The organism is Ralstonia sp. UNC404CL21Col, from assembly GCF_000620465.1.
Lineage (GTDB): Bacteria > Pseudomonadota > Gammaproteobacteria > Burkholderiales > Burkholderiaceae > Ralstonia > Ralstonia flatus.
Map to the genome: position 1 here is coordinate 1 of NZ_KK211140.1, position 16,496 is coordinate 16,496.

Genomic DNA, 16,496 nt, shown 5'->3' on the forward strand with positions numbered 1-16,496 from the left:
AAGTGCGCGCGATCTACGACGTGATCCGCGACGGCAACGGCAAGTTCAGCGACATCTTCAACTTCTCGAAGGAAGCGACCTTCGGCGGCACGTACACGATCGGCAAGGCGAAACTGTTTGCGGTATATGAAAACCTGTCGGCGCCCGATGCGGCAGCGGGCGCCCCGACCAAGGCGAACCACTACTGGCTGGGCATCAACTACGAAGTCACGCCGGCGCTGACGCTGATCGGCGCGGCCTACCGCGTCAACGTGAACCACGGCGGCGGCAACGCCAACCTGTTCATGGCCGGCGCGAACTACAACCTGTCCAAGCGCACGATGCTGTACGCGAGCGTGGGCACGGTGCAGAACAGCTCCACCGCCAACTTCTCGGTGGAAGCGACCAACAACAACCCGGCCCCGGGCAAGAACCAACTGGGTGCCTATACGGGTATCGTTCACTCGTTCTAAAAACCGCTCATGATCGTGGTGCGCACCCCCAAGATTGACCCCGCGATGCTGCCGTTTCCGGACGACGTCCTCGTGAGCGGCGGCAGTTCTCAAGTCAACCTGGGGCCGCCCGCTGCGGCTCATGGATGGTTTAACCCGGGCCGTCTCCCAAGTCACACCAAGCAATGCCACGCATGAACATCCTCACCATCGATACCGGTACCACCAACACACGCGTTACGGTCTGGCGTGACGACGTTGCGCTTTGCCAGGCTGCGCGCCAGGTTGGCGTGCGCGACACCGCCATCACCGGCAACCGGACGACGCTGCAGCGCGGCGTGCAAGACACGATTGAAGCTGCGCTGCAGAAGGCCGGGTTCGGCATGAGCCAGGTCGACTTGGTGCTGGCGTCCGGCATGATCACCTCCAACGTCGGCTTGCACGAAGTCCCGCACCTGATGGCGCCGGCCGGCCTGCGCGACCTGGCGGCCGGGATGGTGCAGGCAAGCATCCCCGAGGTGTGCGCCCAGCCGATCTGGTTTGTGCCGGGCGTGCGCAATCCGGTGGACAACCTCGGCCTGCACAACATCGAGTCGATGGACATGATGCGCGGCGAAGAGGTCGAGACCATGGGTTTGGTTTCGCGTCTGGGCATCACGGAACCGGCGGTGATCGTGCTGCCCGGGTCGCACTCGAAGTTCGTGCACCTGGACGCCGACCAGCGCATCACCGGCTGTGTGACGACGCTGGCCGGCGAGCTGCTCCACGTGATCACGCACAACACCATCCTGGCCGACGCGCTCGACTCCGACTTTGCCACCGAGGTCGATCCGGAAATGTTGCTCTCCGGCGCGCGCAGCGCCAGCAGCATCGGGCTGGGGCGTGCCTGCTTCATGGTGCGCACGCTGGGCCAGTTCACGATCTACGAGCGCAATGCGCGGGCCAACTTCCTGCTGGGCGCGGTGCTGGGCGCGGATCTGCTCACGCTCAAGAACAGCAGCGCGATCCGCATGAATCCGGGCACGCAGTTCGTCATCACGGGCAAGCCGCTGCTGCGCGAAGCGCTGGCCGTGCTGGTGTCGGACGACGATTTCTTCTCGGGCAAGGTCACCGTCACCAGCAGTGAACAGCAGGAACACCTGGCCGGCAGCGGCGCGATCGCCATCGCCCGCGAGCGCGGCCTGGTCAAAACCTTGAAGGTGGCGTAAGGCCGGCGCGTACGCCATCCCTCTTTCATCCAACGCAGAACAGATGCCGCAATGACGGCATCGCAAGGAGACAACATGCAACAACAACGACGCGGGACATTCAAGGCCATTGCGGCCGCCACGCTGTTTGCCATGGCCGGCGGCCTTTCGGTGTTTGCCCATGCAGCCGATGACGTGAAGATCGGCTTCCTGGTCAAGCAGCCCGAAGAGCCGTGGTTCCAGGACGAATGGAAGTTCGCAGACCAGGCCGCCAAGGAGAAAGGCTTCAAGCTGGTGAAGATCGGCGTGCCGAGCGGCGGCGAAGTGCTGACCGCCATCGACAACCTGGGCGCGCAGCACGCGCAGGGTTTCGTGATCTGCGTGCCGGACGTGAAGCTCGGACCGGCGGTCGTCGCCAAGGCCAAGCAGAACAACCTCAAGCTGATGACGGTGGATGACCGGTTGGTCGACGGCGCAGGCAAGCCGATCGAAGCCGTGCCGCACATGGGCATCTCGGCCACGAAGATCGGCGAACAGGTGGGCGATGCCATCGCGCAGGAGATGAAGAAGCGCGGCTGGAACCTGTCGGAAGTCGGTGCTATCCGCATTGCCTATGACCAGCTGCCGACCGCCAAGGAACGCACCGACGGCGCCGTCGCCGCGCTCACCAAGGCGGGCTTTCCGGCCGCCAACGTGCTGACCAGCCCGCAGGCCAAGACGGATACCGAAGCTGCGTTCAACGCCGCCAACATCACCCTGACCAAGAACCCCAAGTTCAAGCACTGGATTGCCTTCGGCCTGAATGACGAAGCCGTGCTGGGCGCCGTGCGTGCGGCGGAAGGCCACGGCGTGAAGCCGGCCGACATCATCGGGGTGGGCATCGGCGGCAGCCAGTCGGCGCTCAACGAGTTCGCTAAGCCCGAGAAGACCGGCTTCTTCGGTACCGTGCTGATCAGCCCGAAGCGTCACGGCTACGAGACCTCGGTGAACATGTACGAGTGGATCAAGAACAACAAGGCGCCGGACCCGCTCATCCTGACCAGCGGCCGCCTGATGACGCGCGACAACGAAAAGGCCGTCCGCCAAGAGATGGGTCTGTGATCTTGCGGATGACGTTGTTGAAGGAGACTTGCCATGTCGGCGTTTCTTGAGTTTCGTGGCATCAGCAAGGTGTTTCCGGGTGTGCGGGCGCTGTCCGATGTGTCGTTCGGCATCGAATGCGGTCGCGTGCACGGCTTGCTGGGCGAGAACGGCGCGGGCAAGTCGACGCTGTTGAAGATTCTGGGCGGCGACTATCAGCCCGATGGCGGGCAGATCGTCGTCGAGGGAACGCCGACCGCATTTCCGACCACGCGCGCGGCGCTGGATGCCGGCATTGCGGTCATCCATCAGGAGCTGCAGACGGTGCCCGAGCTGACGGTGATGGACAACCTGCTGCTCGGCCACCTGCCGGCCAGCGGCGGGTTTATCCGTCAGCGCGAGGCGATGGCGTGGACGCGCGAGCAGCTCGGCCGCATCGGCGTCGACCTGGACCCGCGCGCCAAGCTGAAGCACCTGTCGATCGGCCAGCGCCAGATGGTCGAGATCTGCAAGGCGATCCTGCGCGATGCGCGCGTGATTGCGCTGGACGAGCCGACGAGTTCGCTGTCGATCCGCGAGACCGACATCCTGTTCCGCCTCGTGAAAGACCTGCGCGCGCAGGGCCGTGCGCTGATCTACATCTCGCACCGGCTCGACGAAATTTTCGAGCTGTGCGATGGCTGCACGATCTTCCGCGACGGCCGCAAGGTGGCGGATTTCCCGTCGATGGCCAACGTCACGCGCGACGAGCTGGTGGCGCAGATGGTCGGCCGCCAGATCGACGACATCTTCGATTACCGTGCGCGGCCGCTGGGCGAGGTGCGCTTGCGGGTGGATGGCCTGATGGGCCCGAAGCTGGCTGAGCCGGCAAGCCTGTCCGTACGCCGCGGCGAGATCGTCGGCCTGTTCGGGCTGGTGGGCGCAGGGCGCTCGGAACTGGCCCGATTGATCTACGGGGCCGATCGCAAGACGGCGGGCAGCATCACGCTCGACGGCGCGCCGATCCGCATCCGGGATGTGGCCGATGCCATCCGCCAAGGCATCGTGCTGTGCCCGGAAGACCGCAAGGAAGAAGGCATCATCGGCTGCCGCTCGGTGTCGGAAAACATCAACATCAGCTGCAGGCGCAACCAGCGCCGCTTCGGCCTCTTCGTCAACGACCGGCAGGAAGCGAAGACGGCCGATCACTACATCACACGCCTGCGCATCAAGACGCCCAACCGCGAGCAGCCGATCCGCCTGCTGTCGGGCGGCAATCAGCAGAAGGCGATTCTGGCGCGCTGGCTGGCCGAAGACGACATGCGCGTGTTGATCATAGACGAGCCCACGCGCGGCATCGACGTTGGTGCCAAGAACGAGATCTACCAGGTGCTGTACGAACTGGCCGAACGCGGCGTGGCCGTGCTGATGATTTCCAGCGAGCTGCCGGAAATCCTCGGTGTGGCCGACCGCGTGCTCGTGATGAGCGAAGGCCGCATCGCCGGCGAATTGCCGCGCGAACAGGCCAACGAGCAAGCCGTGCTCAAGCTCGCGCTGCGGCCAGAGTCCGCACCTTTGCCGCCGCTGGCGGCATGAGAACCCCGGAGTCCAAGATGTCCCAGTCTCAACCCCTGCAACATTCCGATGCGCTCGCCGCATCGGCACGCTCTGCCATGAACAAGACGCGCCTGCTTCGCCTGCTGGACGATTTCAGCCTGCCGCTGATCTTCGCCATTCTCTTTGCCGCGCTGTCGTTCTCCGTCGAGTATTTCTTCTCGTGGCAGAACATGGTCGGCCTTGCGTTGTCCGTCTCGCAGATCGGCATGGTTGCCTGCACGATGATGTTCTGCCTGGCGTCGCGTGATTTCGATCTGTCGATTGGCTCCACGGTGGCGTTTGCCGGCGTGTTGTGCGCCATGATCATCAACGCCACCGGCAGCATTGCACTCGGCATTGGCGCGAGCCTGGTGGCGGGCGCGATCATCGGCGGCATCAATGGTTTCGTGATCGCCAAGCTGAAGATCAATGCGCTGATCACAACGCTGGCCACGATGGAAATCGTGCGGGGCCTCGCTTTCATCGCCTCACATGGGCAGGCGGTGGGCGTGTCCGACATGGATTTCTTCGACCTCGGCAACACGATCTTTTTTGGTGTGCCGACGCCGGTGTGGGTCGCGGCGCTGTGCTTTGTCGTGTTTGGCGTGCTGCTCAACAAGACGATCTACGGCCGCAATACGCTGGCGATTGGCGGCAACCCGGAAGCCGCGCGGCTGGCCGGCGTGAACGTCAACATGACGCGCATCGTGATCTTCCTGATCCAGGGCGTGATTGCCGCGCTGGCCGGTGTGATCCTGGCCGCGCGCATCACCAGCGGCCAGCCGAATGCGGCGCAAGGCTTTGAGCTGAACGTGATTTCGGCCTGCGTGCTCGGCGGCGTGTCGCTGCTCGGCGGCCGCGCGACCATCAGCGGGGTGCTGGTCGGCGTGCTGATCATGGGCACCGTGCAGAACGCGATGAACCTGCTGAACATCGACGCGTTCTATCAGTACCTCGTGCGCGGCGCGATTCTGCTGGCGGCGGTGCTGGTCGACCAGTTGAAGAACCGCGGCGGCCGTGAGTGAGGCCGTGCAGATGACAACCGCAACCACGCTGTCCGATCTGCGCTGCACGCTGGGCGAAGGCATCGTCTGGGACGACGCCCTGCGCGTGCTCTGGTGGACCGACATCCAGGAATCGCTGCTGTGGCAGCACGATCCGGCGACGGGGCAGGAGCGTCAATGGCCGCTGCCGCAACGCGTCGGCTCTTTCGTGCTGACGGACGAGCCCGGCGTGCTGATCCTGGGCCTTGCCAAGAACATCGCCCGCTTCGACACGCGCACCGGCGCGCTCACTCTGCTGGCTGACGTCGAATCCGACAACCCGACCACGCGGGTCAATGACGGTCGCGCAGACCGCTCCGGCAACTACGTCTTCGGCACGCTGCACGAGGGCGGGCCCGAACCCACCGGCAGCTTCTATCGCTTCACGCCGATGGGAACGTTGCAACGCCTGTCGCTGCCGCACATCGCCATCGCCAACAGCATCGCCTTCAGCCCCGACGGCGAGACCATGTATTGGTGCGATACCAACAGCCGGCGCATCCACGCGTGCGGCTACGACGGGCAGACCGGCGCAGTCGCCAATATTCGCGTCTTCGCCGATCTGCGTGACCAGGATGCCGATGGCGCCCACAAGGGTTCGCCCGATGGCTCCACCGTGGACGCAGACGGCTGCCTGTGGAATGCCGAGTGGGGCGGCAACCGCCTGACGCGCTACGCACCGGACGGCCGCGTGCTGGCGCGCGTGTCCGTGCCGGCATCGCAGCCCACATGCCCTGCATTTGGCGGCGAGGCGCTCGACACGCTGTATCTGACGACGGCGCGCGACGGTTTGTCGGCGCGCCGCCTGGCAGAAGACGTGAATGCCGGCGCGACGTTGCAGCTTGCCGTGCCGGACGTACGCGGATTGCCGGAGGGCCGGTTCGGCCATGCCTACGTTGCAGCTTGAAAACGGCACGCTACGCGCCGAGGTATTGCCCGAAGCCGGTGGCGGCTTGCTGCGTTTCGATCTGCTGCGTGACGGCGATGTCGCGCCGATCTTCCGGCCGGGGACAGCAGAAGCCGCGCTGCACGATCCGAGAGCGCTCGCCTGTTTTCCGCTCGTGCCGTGGTCCAACCGCATCGGCGGTGGGCGCTTCCAGTTCGAGGGGCGGACCATCGAGGTGCCGGGCACGCGTGACGACGAAGCGTATCCCCTGCACGGCCACGGCTGGCTGATGCCGTGGGAGGTGGTCTCACAAACAGACACGTCAGTCGAACTCGCCGCAACGGTCCACCACGGCCGCCCCTTCCGCTACCTGACGACGCAGCGCTACACGCTCGTGGGCAACACGCTGGAAATCTCGCTGACAGTACGCAACGAAGGCGCGCCGCTGCCCTTTGGCCTGGGCGTGCATCCGTTCTTTCCGCGCACGCCGGATGTTCGGTTGCTCGCCAGCGCAACGGCCATGTGGGAATCCGCATCGGACCATCTGCCGACGGCTCTGCAGGCGCCACATGCAGATGCAGACTTTCGCAAGCTCCGGAAGCTCGAAGCCAACGCCGCCATCAATCACAGCTTTGAAGGCTGGGGTGGCCGCGCCGAGATCGTCTGGCCCAGCCGCCGCGTGTCTGTGCAGATCACGGCCGACACGGCGCGCTATGTGCTGTACACCCCAGCCGGGTACGACTTCTTCTGCTTCGAGCCGGTCGACCATGCCATCAACGCGCACAACTTACCCGGCCTGGCGCAAGACCACGGGCTGACGGTTCTCGGCACGGGTCGGAGCCTGCAGCGCAGCTATCAATTCACCGTGAACCGAACTGACGCATGACTGTTTCTCCGATGTCTTTTCCGCCGCGTCTTGCCGGCAAGGTCGCCCTGGTGACAGGCGCCACGCAAGGCATTGGCGGTGCGATTGCCAAGCTGTTCGCGCAGCATGGCGCGCGCGTGATCGTCAACGCGCTGGTGCGTGACGCGCGCGCCGAAGCCTTTGCCGCCGAAATCGGCGACAGCGTTGGCAACGACAACATCCTCCTCGTGCAAGCCGACGTGCGCGACCGCGCCCAGATCGACGCAATGGTCGCTGCCGGCGTCGAGCGTTTTGGCGGCATCGATGTGCTGGTCAACAACGCCGGTATCAACGTGTTTTCCGATCCGCTCGAGTTGAGCGAGGACGACTGGGCGCGCTGCCTTTCCGTCGATCTGGAAGGCGCGTGGCATTGCGCGCGCGCCGTGCTGCCGCACATGCTGGCGCGCGGGGCGGGCAGCATCGTCAACATCGCGTCGGTGCATGGACACAAGATCATTCCGGGCGCGTTTCCCTATCCGGTGGCCAAGCATGGGCTGATCGGGCTCACGCGTGCGCTGGGTATCGAATATGCGGCGCGCGGTATCCGCGTCAATTCGATTTCGCCGGGACTGATCCTCACGCCGATTGCCGAGGCCGGCTTTGCCGCTGCCCCCGATCCGGAAGCCGAACGCCGCCGCCAGGCCGAACTGCTGCCGTGCAAGCGCATCGGCGAGCCGGAAGAAGTGGCCTACACCGCGCTGTTCCTCGCCTCCGACGAGGCGCGCTTCATCAACGCGACCGACATCCTCATCGATGGCGGCCGCTCGCAGCTCTATCACGAATGACCTGGACAACCCACCTTCCGCTGATCGCCATCCTGCGCGGCATCCGGCCTGACGAGGTGCTCGCGCACACGCAGGCGCTGGTCGATGCCGGTTTCGACGCCATCGAAATTCCGCTGAACTCGCCCGACTGGGCGCAGAGCGTGCAGCTCGCCGCGCGTGCCTTTGGCGACCGCGCGCTGATCGGCGCGGGCACCGTGCTGCGCCCCGAAGACGTTGACCTGATGGTCGCGGCCGGCGGCAAGCTGGTCGTGACGCCCAATACGAATGCAGACGTGATCCGCGCCGCCGCTGCACGCAAGCTCGTCACCTGCATCGGCTGCATGACGGCCACCGAGGCTTTCGCCGCGCTCGACGCAGGCGCGCAGGCGCTGAAAATCTTCCCGGCCGGCAATCTCGGGACCGGTTATGTCCGGGCGCTCAAGGCCGTGCTGCCCGCTGACGTGCCGGTATTTGCCGTCGGCGGCATCACGCCGGAGAACCTTGCCGATTACCTTGCCGCCGGCTGCATCGGCGCCGGGCTCGGCAGCGACCTGTATCGCCCGGGCCAGCCCGTGGAGCGCACCGCCGAACGCGCGCGCGCCTTTGTCGCGGCCTACCGCGCCGTCCAATCTGTCCGCACCTGAACGCACCTTCGATTCGATCCATGAAAATCACCCGCCTGACCACGTACCGCCTGCCCCCGCGCTGGATGTTCCTGAAAGTCGAGACCGACGAGGGCGTCACCGGCTGGGGCGAACCCGTCATCGAAGGCCGTGCGCGCACGGTGGAGGCGGCGGTGCACGAGCTGTCCGACTACCTCGTCGGCCAGGATCCGAGCCGCATCAACGACCTCTGGCAGACCATGTACCGCGCCGGCTTCTACCGGGGCGGCCCGATCCTGATGAGCGCCATCGCCGGGATCGACCAGGCGCTGTGGGACATCAAGGGCAAGGTGCTGGGCGTGCCGGTGTACGAACTGCTCGGCGGCCTCGTGCGCGACAAGATGCGCACCTACAGCTGGGTCGGCGGCGACCGCCCGGCCGACGTGATTGCCGGCATGAAGGCGCTGCAGGCCGGCGGCTTCGATCACTTCAAGCTCAACGGTTGCGAAGAGATGAGCATCATCGACACGTCCCGTGCAGTGGACGCGGCGGTCGCCAAGGTTGCCGAGATTCGCTCGGCGTTCGGCAACACCGTCGAATTCGGGCTCGATTTTCACGGTCGCGTGTCTGCGCCGATGGCCAAGGTGCTCATCAAGGAGCTGGAGCCGTATCGGCCGCTCTTTATCGAAGAGCCCGTGCTGGCCGAGCAGGCCGAAACCTATGCCCGCCTGGCCGCCCACACCCATCTGCCGATAGCCGCTGGCGAGCGCATGTTCTCGCGCTTCGACTTCAAGCGGGTGCTGGAAGCAGGCGGGGTGTCGATCCTGCAGCCGGACCTGTCTCACGCCGGCGGCATTACCGAATGCGTGAAGATCGCCGCCATGGCCGAGGCTTACGATGTGGCGTTGGCGCCGCATTGCCCGCTTGGCCCCATCGCGCTGGCGGCCTGCCTGCATGTGGATTTCGTCAGTTGGAACGCCACGTTGCAAGAACAGAGCATGGGCATCCACTACAACAAGGGCGCCGAACTGCTCGATTACGTGCGAAACAAGGCCGATTTCGCGCTGGAAGGGGGCTATATCCGCCCGCCGCGCCTGCCCGGCCTGGGCGTGGACATCGATGAGGCGCTGGTCATCGAACGGAGCAAGGAAGCCCCCGACTGGCGCAACCCGGTGTGGCGCCATGCCGACGGTTCCGTCGCGGAGTGGTAAGCCGGGCGCGGGAGGGGGAGGCGTAGCACGTTTGACTGACCGCGATCACCCCAGCCGGGTCATTCCCGTCTGGTAAAATCGCGGTTTTCCCGCCTATCTCCTGCCGCAGGTTCGCATGACCGCCCCCGCACTCCACTCGAACACCACCCAGCCTACCCAGTTGATGGCCAATGCCATCCGCGTGCTTGCCATGGACGCCGTCCAGCAGGCCAATTCCGGCCACCCCGGCGCGCCGATGGGCATGGCGGACATCGCCGTGGCACTGTGGAGCCGCCACCTGCGTCACAACCCGCTCAACCCGCGCTGGCCCGACCGCGACCGCTTCGTGCTGTCCAACGGCCACGGCTCGATGCTGATCTACGCGCTGCTGCACCTGACCGGCTATGACCTGCCGATGTCGGAACTGAAGAACTTCCGCCAGTTGCACAGCAAAACCGCAGGCCACCCGGAATACGGCATCACCCCGGGCGTGGAAACCACCACCGGCCCGCTGGGCCAGGGCATCACCAACGCCGTCGGGATGGCCCTTGCTGAACGTCTGCTGGGCCAGGAATTCAATCGCCCGGGCTTTGACATCGTCAATCACCACACCTACGTCTTCCTGGGCGACGGCTGCCTGATGGAAGGCATCAGCCACGAGGCCTGCTCGCTGGCCGGCACGCTGGGTCTGAACAAGCTGATCGCCCTGTGGGACGACAACGGCATCTCGATCGACGGCGACGTCGTCCACTGGTTCAACGACGACACCCCGAAGCGTTTCGAAGCCTACGGCTGGAACGTGATTCGCGCCGTGGACGGCCACAACGTCGACGCCGTGGACGCTGCCATTGCCGAAGCCAAGAAGTCGAACAAGCCGACGCTGATCTGCTGCCGCACGCTCATCGGCAAGGGTGCGCCCAACAAGGAAGGCGGTCACGACGTGCACGGCGCCCCGCTGGGCGGCGTGGAAATCGCTGCCGCGCGCGAGGCGCTGGCCTGGCCGCACGCACCGTTTGAAATTCCGCAAGCCGTGTACGACGCGTGGGATGCCAAGGGTCAGGGCCAGGCGCTGGAAAAGGCCTGGAACGCGCTGTTCGACGCGTATTCCGAGCGTTACCCGGCCGAGGCCGCGCAGTTCGAGCGCCGCATGCGTGGCGAACTGCCGGAAGCCTTCGACAAGGCCGTCGCCGAGTTCATCGAGAAGTGCGAGCAAAAGGCTGAGACCATTGCCACGCGCAAGGCCAGCCAGAACACGCTGGAAGCCTACGGCCCGGTGCTGGGCGAGCTGCTGGGCGGCTCGGCCGACCTGACCGGCTCGAACCTGACCAACTGGAGCGGCAGCAAGGCCGTGCGTGTGGATGCCTGGGGCAACCACATCAACTACGGCGTGCGCGAGTTCGGCATGAGCGCCATCATGAACGGCATCGCGCTGCATGGCGGCTACATTCCGTACGGCGGCACGTTCCTGACGTTCTCCGACTACAGCCGCAACGCGCTGCGCATGGCCGCGCTGATGAAGATCCGCTCGATCTTCGTCTTCACGCACGATTCCATCGGCCTGGGCGAAGACGGCCCGACGCACCAGTCGATCGAGCACGTTGCCAGCCTGCGCCTCATTCCGAACATGGACGTCTGGCGTACTGCCGACACCACTGAAACCGCCGTCGCCTGGGCCGCCGCCATCGAGCGCCAGAACGGCCCGAGCTGCCTGATCTTCAGCCGCCAGAACCTGCCGTTCCAGGCTCGCAATCCGGCCACGCGCGAAGCCATTGCGCGCGGCGGCTATGTGCTCCGCGATGCCGCCAACGGCAAGCCGGACGTGGTCATCATCGCCACCGGCTCGGAAGTTGGCCTGGCGGTCGGTGCAGCAGACCAGCTCGCCGCCGAGGGCATCCACGCGCGCGTGGTTTCGGTGCCCGCCACGACCGTGTTCGACAAGCAGGACTCGGCCTACAAGGCGAGCGTGCTGCCGGCCGGCGTGCCGCGCATCGCCGTGGAAGCGGGCGTGACCGACTTCTGGTGGAAGTACCAGGTACAAGCCGTGGTCGGTATCGACACGTTCGGTGAATCGGCCCCGGCAGGCGTGCTGTTCAAGCACTTCGGCTTCACCGTCGAGAACGTGGTGAACACCGCCAAGAGCGTCATTGCTTAACTGAATTTGCGTACGCGGCACCCACGAGGTGCCGCGCTGGTTTTTATCGCATCGTCGATTTCTTTTCTGCTATCAGGAGACTGACCATGACCATCAAGATCGGCATCAACGGCTTCGGCCGCATCGGACGCATGGTGTTCCGCGCTGCCGCCGCCAACTTCAAGGACATCGAAGTTGTTGCCATCAACGACCTGCTCGAGCCCGACTACCTGGCGTACATGCTGAAGTACGACTCGGTGCACGGCCGCTTCGACGGTGAAGTGTCGGTCGACGGCAACACTCTCGTCGTCAACGGCAAGAAGATCCGCCTGACCGCTGTGAAGGACCCGTCCGAGCTGAAGTGGGGCGAAGTCGGCGCCGACGTGGTGATCGAATCGACCGGCATCTTCCTGACCAAGGAAGGCGCGCAAAAGCACATCGACGCGGGCGCCAAGAAGGTGATCATGTCGGCCCCGTCGAAGGACGACACCCCGATGTTCGTGTACGGCGTGAACCACGAAACGTACAAGGGCGAGGCCATCATCTCCAACGCTTCGTGCACGACCAACTGCCTGGCACCGGTTGCCAAGGTGCTGAACGACAAGTGGGGCATCAAGCGCGGCCTGATGACGACCGTGCACGCTGCCACCGCCACGCAGAAGACCGTCGACGGCCCGTCCAACAAGGACTGGCGCGGCGGCCGCGGCATCCTGGAAAACATCATCCCGTCGTCGACCGGCGCCGCCAAGGCCGTGGGCGTGGTGATTCCGCAGCTGAACAAGAAGCTGACCGGCATGTCGTTCCGCGTGCCGACCTCGGATGTGTCGGTCGTCGACCTGACCGTCGAGCTGGAAAGCGCCGCCACGTACGCTGAAATCTGCGCCGAAATGAAGGCGCAGAGCGAAGGCGCGCTGAAGGGCGTGCTGGGCTACACCGAAGACAAGGTCGTCGCTACGGATTTCCGCGGCGATGCACGCACCTCGATCTTCGACGCCGAAGCCGGCATCGCACTGGATGGCACCTTCATCAAGGTCGTGAGCTGGTACGACAACGAGTGGGGCTACTCGAACAAGTGCCTGGAAATGGCACGTGTGGTGGGCAAGTAATCCACCTTGCTGCAAAGAGAACGCGCCTTCGGGCGCGTTTTTTCATGGGCACGTCGGTCTGAGGCGAGCGGACCTCACTAAAACGCTGCTGGTTGGGCGCAGATCGGCGTTTGTTATGGGCTGAAACGAAAACGTTTGCGGATTAGCAAATTTCGAATTCGGGCTACAGGAATTCGCTTTGAAAATTGGGTTGCAGTCCGTACACTGAACAAATACTACATTCTGATGTGGCGGGCTTTGACGTCGCATCCGGCCCATTGCCTCGGCAATGGTTGCCTTTCCAGTTTTCCAACGTGTTCGAGCCAAGGCGTCCCATGGTCAACGTCGATACCAAGCTGCTGGTGATTTTTGTTGAGCTGCTCAGCAAGCGCAACGCCACCTACGTGGCCGAAAAGATGCACATGACCGCACCGGCTGTCTCGCATTCGCTGGGCCGTCTGCGTGAGATCTTTGACGATCCCCTCTTCATTCGCGTGCCGCACGGCCTGACGCCTACGCCCAAGGCGCTTGAGCTGGGCCCGAAGGTGCGCGAGATGCTCGACCTGTGGGCGGCCATCAACGAGGGCGATATCGCCACGTTCGATCCCGCCGAAGCCACCGGCACGTTCAACGTCAGCTTTGCCGGCACGCTGGGCGATGCGCTGTTCGATCGCTTCCTGCTGCGCATCAAGCGCCTGGCACCGGCATTGCAGGTGCGCCTGACCGAATCGTCTTCGTGGGAAGCCGACGTGGCGGCCATGCGCGCGAACGAACTGGATCTGGCGTTCTCGCCGTTCCCCACACGCCACCCCGAGATCATGGAAGAGGTTGTGACCTCCTTCAACATGTGGGTCTGCGCGCGCAAGGACCACCCGATCCTCGGCGATCGCTGCACGCTCGAGCAATACCTCGACTGCGAGCACATCTTCATCGCGCAGGGCAGCCCCGGCAGCCGTGTCGCGCCGTCGCTCATTCCGCTGGACTACGCCTTGCAGCAGCGCGGCCTCAAGCGCAATTCGACCATGACGGTGCATAGCTGGCGCACCCAGGGCGAAGTCGCCGCCCAGACCGACATGATCTTCACGGTCAATTCGCTGATGAAGGATATGGTCTGCAAGATGTACGACCTCAACGCGTTCCCGCTGCCGACCGAGCTGGAAACCGTGCTGGGCCTGAACATGCTCTGGCACCGCAGCCGCAATACGCACCCGATGCTGGTGTGGGCGCGTCAGCTCTTCAAGCAGGTCGTGGCTGAGTACACGGGGCAGGCGTCGGGCGCGCCGGCGCATTCGCCCGTGCAGGCCAATGAACATGGCAAGGCCGAGAAGGGCGGCCAGGGCGACGCAGAAAAGGAGGACGAGACGCGGCTGTCCGCCTGACATCCGCCCTCTCGCCGCTCCAATGAAAAACGGCCGCAGACGATGCGGCCGTTTCCTTTTGGCGACGACGCTTCAACGCTTTGGCCGATGCGGGCAGGCTTCCTTCGTGCAATTGCCATAGAGCGACAGCGCGTGCTCCTGCAGCGCAAAGCCGCGCGCACGTGCAATGCTCTGCTGGCGCTGTTCGATCTCGGCATCGAAAAATTCTTCCACGCGGCCGCAATCGAGGCACACCAGGTGATCGTGGTGCTTGCCCTCGTTGAGTTCGTAGATGGCCTTGCCGGATTCGAAGTTGTTGCGTGACAGCAGCCCCGCCTGTTCGAACTGCGTCAGCACGCGATAGACGGTGGCCAGGCCAATGTCCATGTGCTCGGCGAGCAGGATGCGGTACACGTCTTCGGCGCTCATGTGGCGCTCTTCGCTGGTCTGAAAGATCTCGAGGATCTTCAACCGCGGCACCGTGGCTTTCAGACCGATGTTCTTGAGGTCTGCAGGACTCGGCATGCGCCAGGCTCCCTAGAGTACAATGTTCGGATATTCCAATCATAAGGGTTTTGGCGGCAAAAGTCCTATTGACGGGCCTGCACGATGTGCCTGGGCCGTCGCCGATTCCTCCCGTACCGGTATGTCCGGAACCGTTTGAAGGCCGATCGCTCATGACCTTTTCTTTTGCGCGCAGTCCTGTCCGTTTTGCCCACGTCGCCCGTCGCGGCGGCCTGTTGGTGGGTGCCATGCTCGCCGCGTCGGCGTTGCTGGCCGGATGCGGCACCTATGACAGCACCACGCGCAAGATCGCCAACGCCATCACGCCGTATCGCATCGATATCGTGCAGGGCAACTTCGTGTCGCGCGAACAGGCGGCGCAGCTCAAGGAAGGCATGACGCGCGACCAGGTCCGCTTCGTACTCGGCACGCCGCTGCTGACGGACATGTTCCACGCCAACCGCTGGGACTACATCTTCTCGTTCAAGCGTGGCAACACGTCGGTTGTGCAGGAGCGCAGGCTGACGGTGTGGTTTGACGGCGACCGCCTTGCCAAGTGGGTCGGCGCCGATGAGCTGCCGTCCGAGTCGGAACTGATTTCCGAAATCGACGGCATCAAGCGTCCGAAAAAGGACGCCGCGCAGGCCGCCGCCGCTGCGGGCGCTGCGCCTGCAGCGCGTGCGCCGTCGATTCCGTCGGCTGAGGTGACGGACCGCGTGCAGTCGACCGCAGGCTCCAAAAACAACGTTGACGTGACGCTGCCGGAGCGCCGCACTGGCGGTGGTGGTACTGACACCAGCGTTCCGCCGCCGGCCACCCAATCGCAGTGAACGCCGTGAAGCGCGCATAGCCAGCGCGCCGGCATCACGACTTCGAGCGAGCGGCGGACGGGTTCCGCCGCTTGTGCGTTTTACAGACCGTTTTTCTTTTGCAGCTTTTCGCTTCCACCGACATGAAAATCGCGATTGCAGGCGCCTCGGGCCGCATGGGCCAGATGCTGATCGACACCGTACTGCGCACGCCGGGCGTGACGCTGGGCGCTGCGCTGGACCGCCCAGGCAGCGATGCCGTGGGCCAGGACGCCGGCATCAAGCTGGGCAAGACGACCGGCGTGATTGTGACCGACGACGTGCGCGCGGGTCTCTCGCAAGCCGACGTGCTGATCGACTTCACGCGTCCTGACGCAACGCTGAATCACCTGAACGTCGCTCGTGAGCTGGGCACCGCGGTGGTCATCGGTACGACCGGCTTCACGGCCGAGCAGAAAGCCAGCTTCAAGACCTACGGCGAGTCGATCGGCGTGGTGTGGGCGCCCAACATGAGCGTGGGCGTCAACGCGACCTTCAAGCTGATCGAAGTCGCCGCCAAGATCCTGGCGCAGGGCTATGACGTCGAGATCATTGAGGCGCACCACAAGCACAAGATCGACGCCCCGTCGGGCACCGCGCTCAAGATGGGCGAGATCGTGGCCGAGGCGCAGGGCACCAAGCTGGCCGATCGCGCGGTCTATGCGCGCGAAGGCGAGACCGGCCCGCGGGAGCTTGGCACCATCGGCTTTGCCACCGTGCGCGGCGGCGACATCGTCGGCGACCACACCGTGCTGTTTGCTGGCGACGGCGAGCGCATCGAAATCACGCATCGCTCCAACACCCGCCAGTCGTATGCCGAAGGCGCTGTGCGCGCTGCGGTCTACGTGGCCGGCAAGAAGGGTTTGTACGACATGAACGACGTGCTCGGCCTGTAACCAGGCTGGCGG

Annotated in this window: 16 protein-coding genes; 15 read left to right on the forward strand and 1 reads right to left on the reverse strand. The window is 64.7% G+C overall.

Annotated features, from left to right (window positions below):
• From N511_RS0117930 to N511_RS0117990, 13 genes are all read left to right on the forward strand, one after another.
• Positions 1–452: porin (locus tag N511_RS0117930; protein WP_027680538.1), on the forward strand; the 452-nt coding region annotated here is incomplete at its 5' end.
• A 173-nt stretch (positions 453–625) separates the two neighbouring features.
• Positions 626–1,639 (forward strand): 2-dehydro-3-deoxygalactonokinase, encoded by a 1,014-nt coding sequence (locus tag N511_RS0117935; RefSeq protein ID WP_027680539.1) that lies wholly within the window; start codon positions 626–628, stop codon positions 1,637–1,639.
• Positions 1,640–1,714: 75 nt separating this feature from the next.
• Positions 1,715–2,719, forward strand: a complete 1,005-nt coding sequence (locus N511_RS0117940) for an arabinose ABC transporter substrate-binding protein (RefSeq protein ID WP_024972145.1) — start codon at positions 1,715–1,717, stop codon at positions 2,717–2,719.
• 33 nt (positions 2,720–2,752) lie between these two features.
• Positions 2,753–4,273, forward strand: a complete 1,521-nt coding sequence (gene araG / locus N511_RS0117945) for an L-arabinose ABC transporter ATP-binding protein AraG (protein WP_027680540.1) — start codon at positions 2,753–2,755, stop codon at positions 4,271–4,273.
• A gap of 77 nt (positions 4,274–4,350) precedes the next feature.
• A complete protein-coding gene (gene araH, locus N511_RS0117950; RefSeq protein ID WP_249262918.1) occupies positions 4,351–5,298 on the forward strand; it encodes an L-arabinose ABC transporter permease AraH in 948 nt (315 codons plus the stop codon).
• Between the two features lie 10 nt (positions 5,299–5,308).
• Entirely contained in the window at positions 5,309–6,223 is a 915-nt protein-coding gene (locus tag N511_RS0117955; protein WP_027680542.1) for an SMP-30/gluconolactonase/LRE family protein, read from the forward strand.
• Entirely contained in the window at positions 6,204–7,088 is an 885-nt protein-coding gene (locus N511_RS0117960; RefSeq protein ID WP_027680543.1) for an aldose 1-epimerase, read from the forward strand. The genes N511_RS0117955 and N511_RS0117960 overlap by 20 nt, the downstream gene beginning before the upstream one ends.
• On the forward strand, positions 7,085–7,891 hold the full coding sequence (locus N511_RS0117965; protein ID WP_027680544.1) for an SDR family oxidoreductase: 807 nt from the start codon (positions 7,085–7,087) through the stop codon (positions 7,889–7,891). The genes N511_RS0117960 and N511_RS0117965 overlap by 4 nt, the downstream gene beginning before the upstream one ends.
• Entirely contained in the window at positions 7,888–8,514 is a 627-nt protein-coding gene (locus N511_RS0117970) for a 2-dehydro-3-deoxy-6-phosphogalactonate aldolase (RefSeq protein WP_027680545.1), read from the forward strand. Before N511_RS0117965 ends, N511_RS0117970 begins: the two co-directional genes overlap by 4 nt.
• 20 nt (positions 8,515–8,534) lie before the next feature.
• Positions 8,535–9,683: a galactonate dehydratase gene (gene dgoD / locus N511_RS0117975; RefSeq protein ID WP_027680546.1), complete on the forward strand. Its 1,149-nt coding sequence runs from the start codon at positions 8,535–8,537 to the stop codon at positions 9,681–9,683.
• A 115-nt stretch (positions 9,684–9,798) separates the two neighbouring features.
• Positions 9,799–11,814 (forward strand): transketolase, encoded by a 2,016-nt coding sequence (tkt, locus tag N511_RS0117980; protein ID WP_027680547.1) that lies wholly within the window; start codon positions 9,799–9,801, stop codon positions 11,812–11,814.
• An 86-nt stretch (positions 11,815–11,900) separates the two neighbouring features.
• Positions 11,901–12,899, forward strand: coding sequence for a type I glyceraldehyde-3-phosphate dehydrogenase (gap, locus tag N511_RS0117985; RefSeq protein WP_009241512.1), 999 nt, complete (start codon positions 11,901–11,903; stop codon positions 12,897–12,899).
• A 314-nt stretch (positions 12,900–13,213) separates the two neighbouring features.
• Positions 13,214–14,257 (forward strand): LysR family transcriptional regulator, encoded by a 1,044-nt coding sequence (locus N511_RS0117990; RefSeq protein ID WP_024972152.1) that lies wholly within the window; start codon positions 13,214–13,216, stop codon positions 14,255–14,257.
• A 72-nt stretch (positions 14,258–14,329) separates the two neighbouring features.
• Here N511_RS0117990 and fur read toward each other — a convergent pair whose 3' ends face one another.
• Positions 14,330–14,761 (reverse strand): ferric iron uptake transcriptional regulator, encoded by a 432-nt coding sequence (fur, locus tag N511_RS0117995; protein WP_004632868.1) that lies wholly within the window; start codon positions 14,759–14,761, stop codon positions 14,330–14,332.
• 152 nt (positions 14,762–14,913) lie between these two features.
• Here fur and N511_RS0118000 point away from each other — a divergent pair, with 152 nt between their 5' ends.
• The gene (locus tag N511_RS0118000; protein WP_027680548.1) at positions 14,914–15,570 is read left to right on the forward strand and encodes an outer membrane protein assembly factor BamE; all 657 of its coding nucleotides are present in this window, start codon (positions 14,914–14,916) and stop codon (positions 15,568–15,570) included.
• Between the two features lie 122 nt (positions 15,571–15,692).
• Entirely contained in the window at positions 15,693–16,484 is a 792-nt protein-coding gene (dapB, locus tag N511_RS0118005) for a 4-hydroxy-tetrahydrodipicolinate reductase (protein ID WP_027680549.1), read from the forward strand.
• Positions 16,485–16,496: the final 12 nt, after the last annotated feature.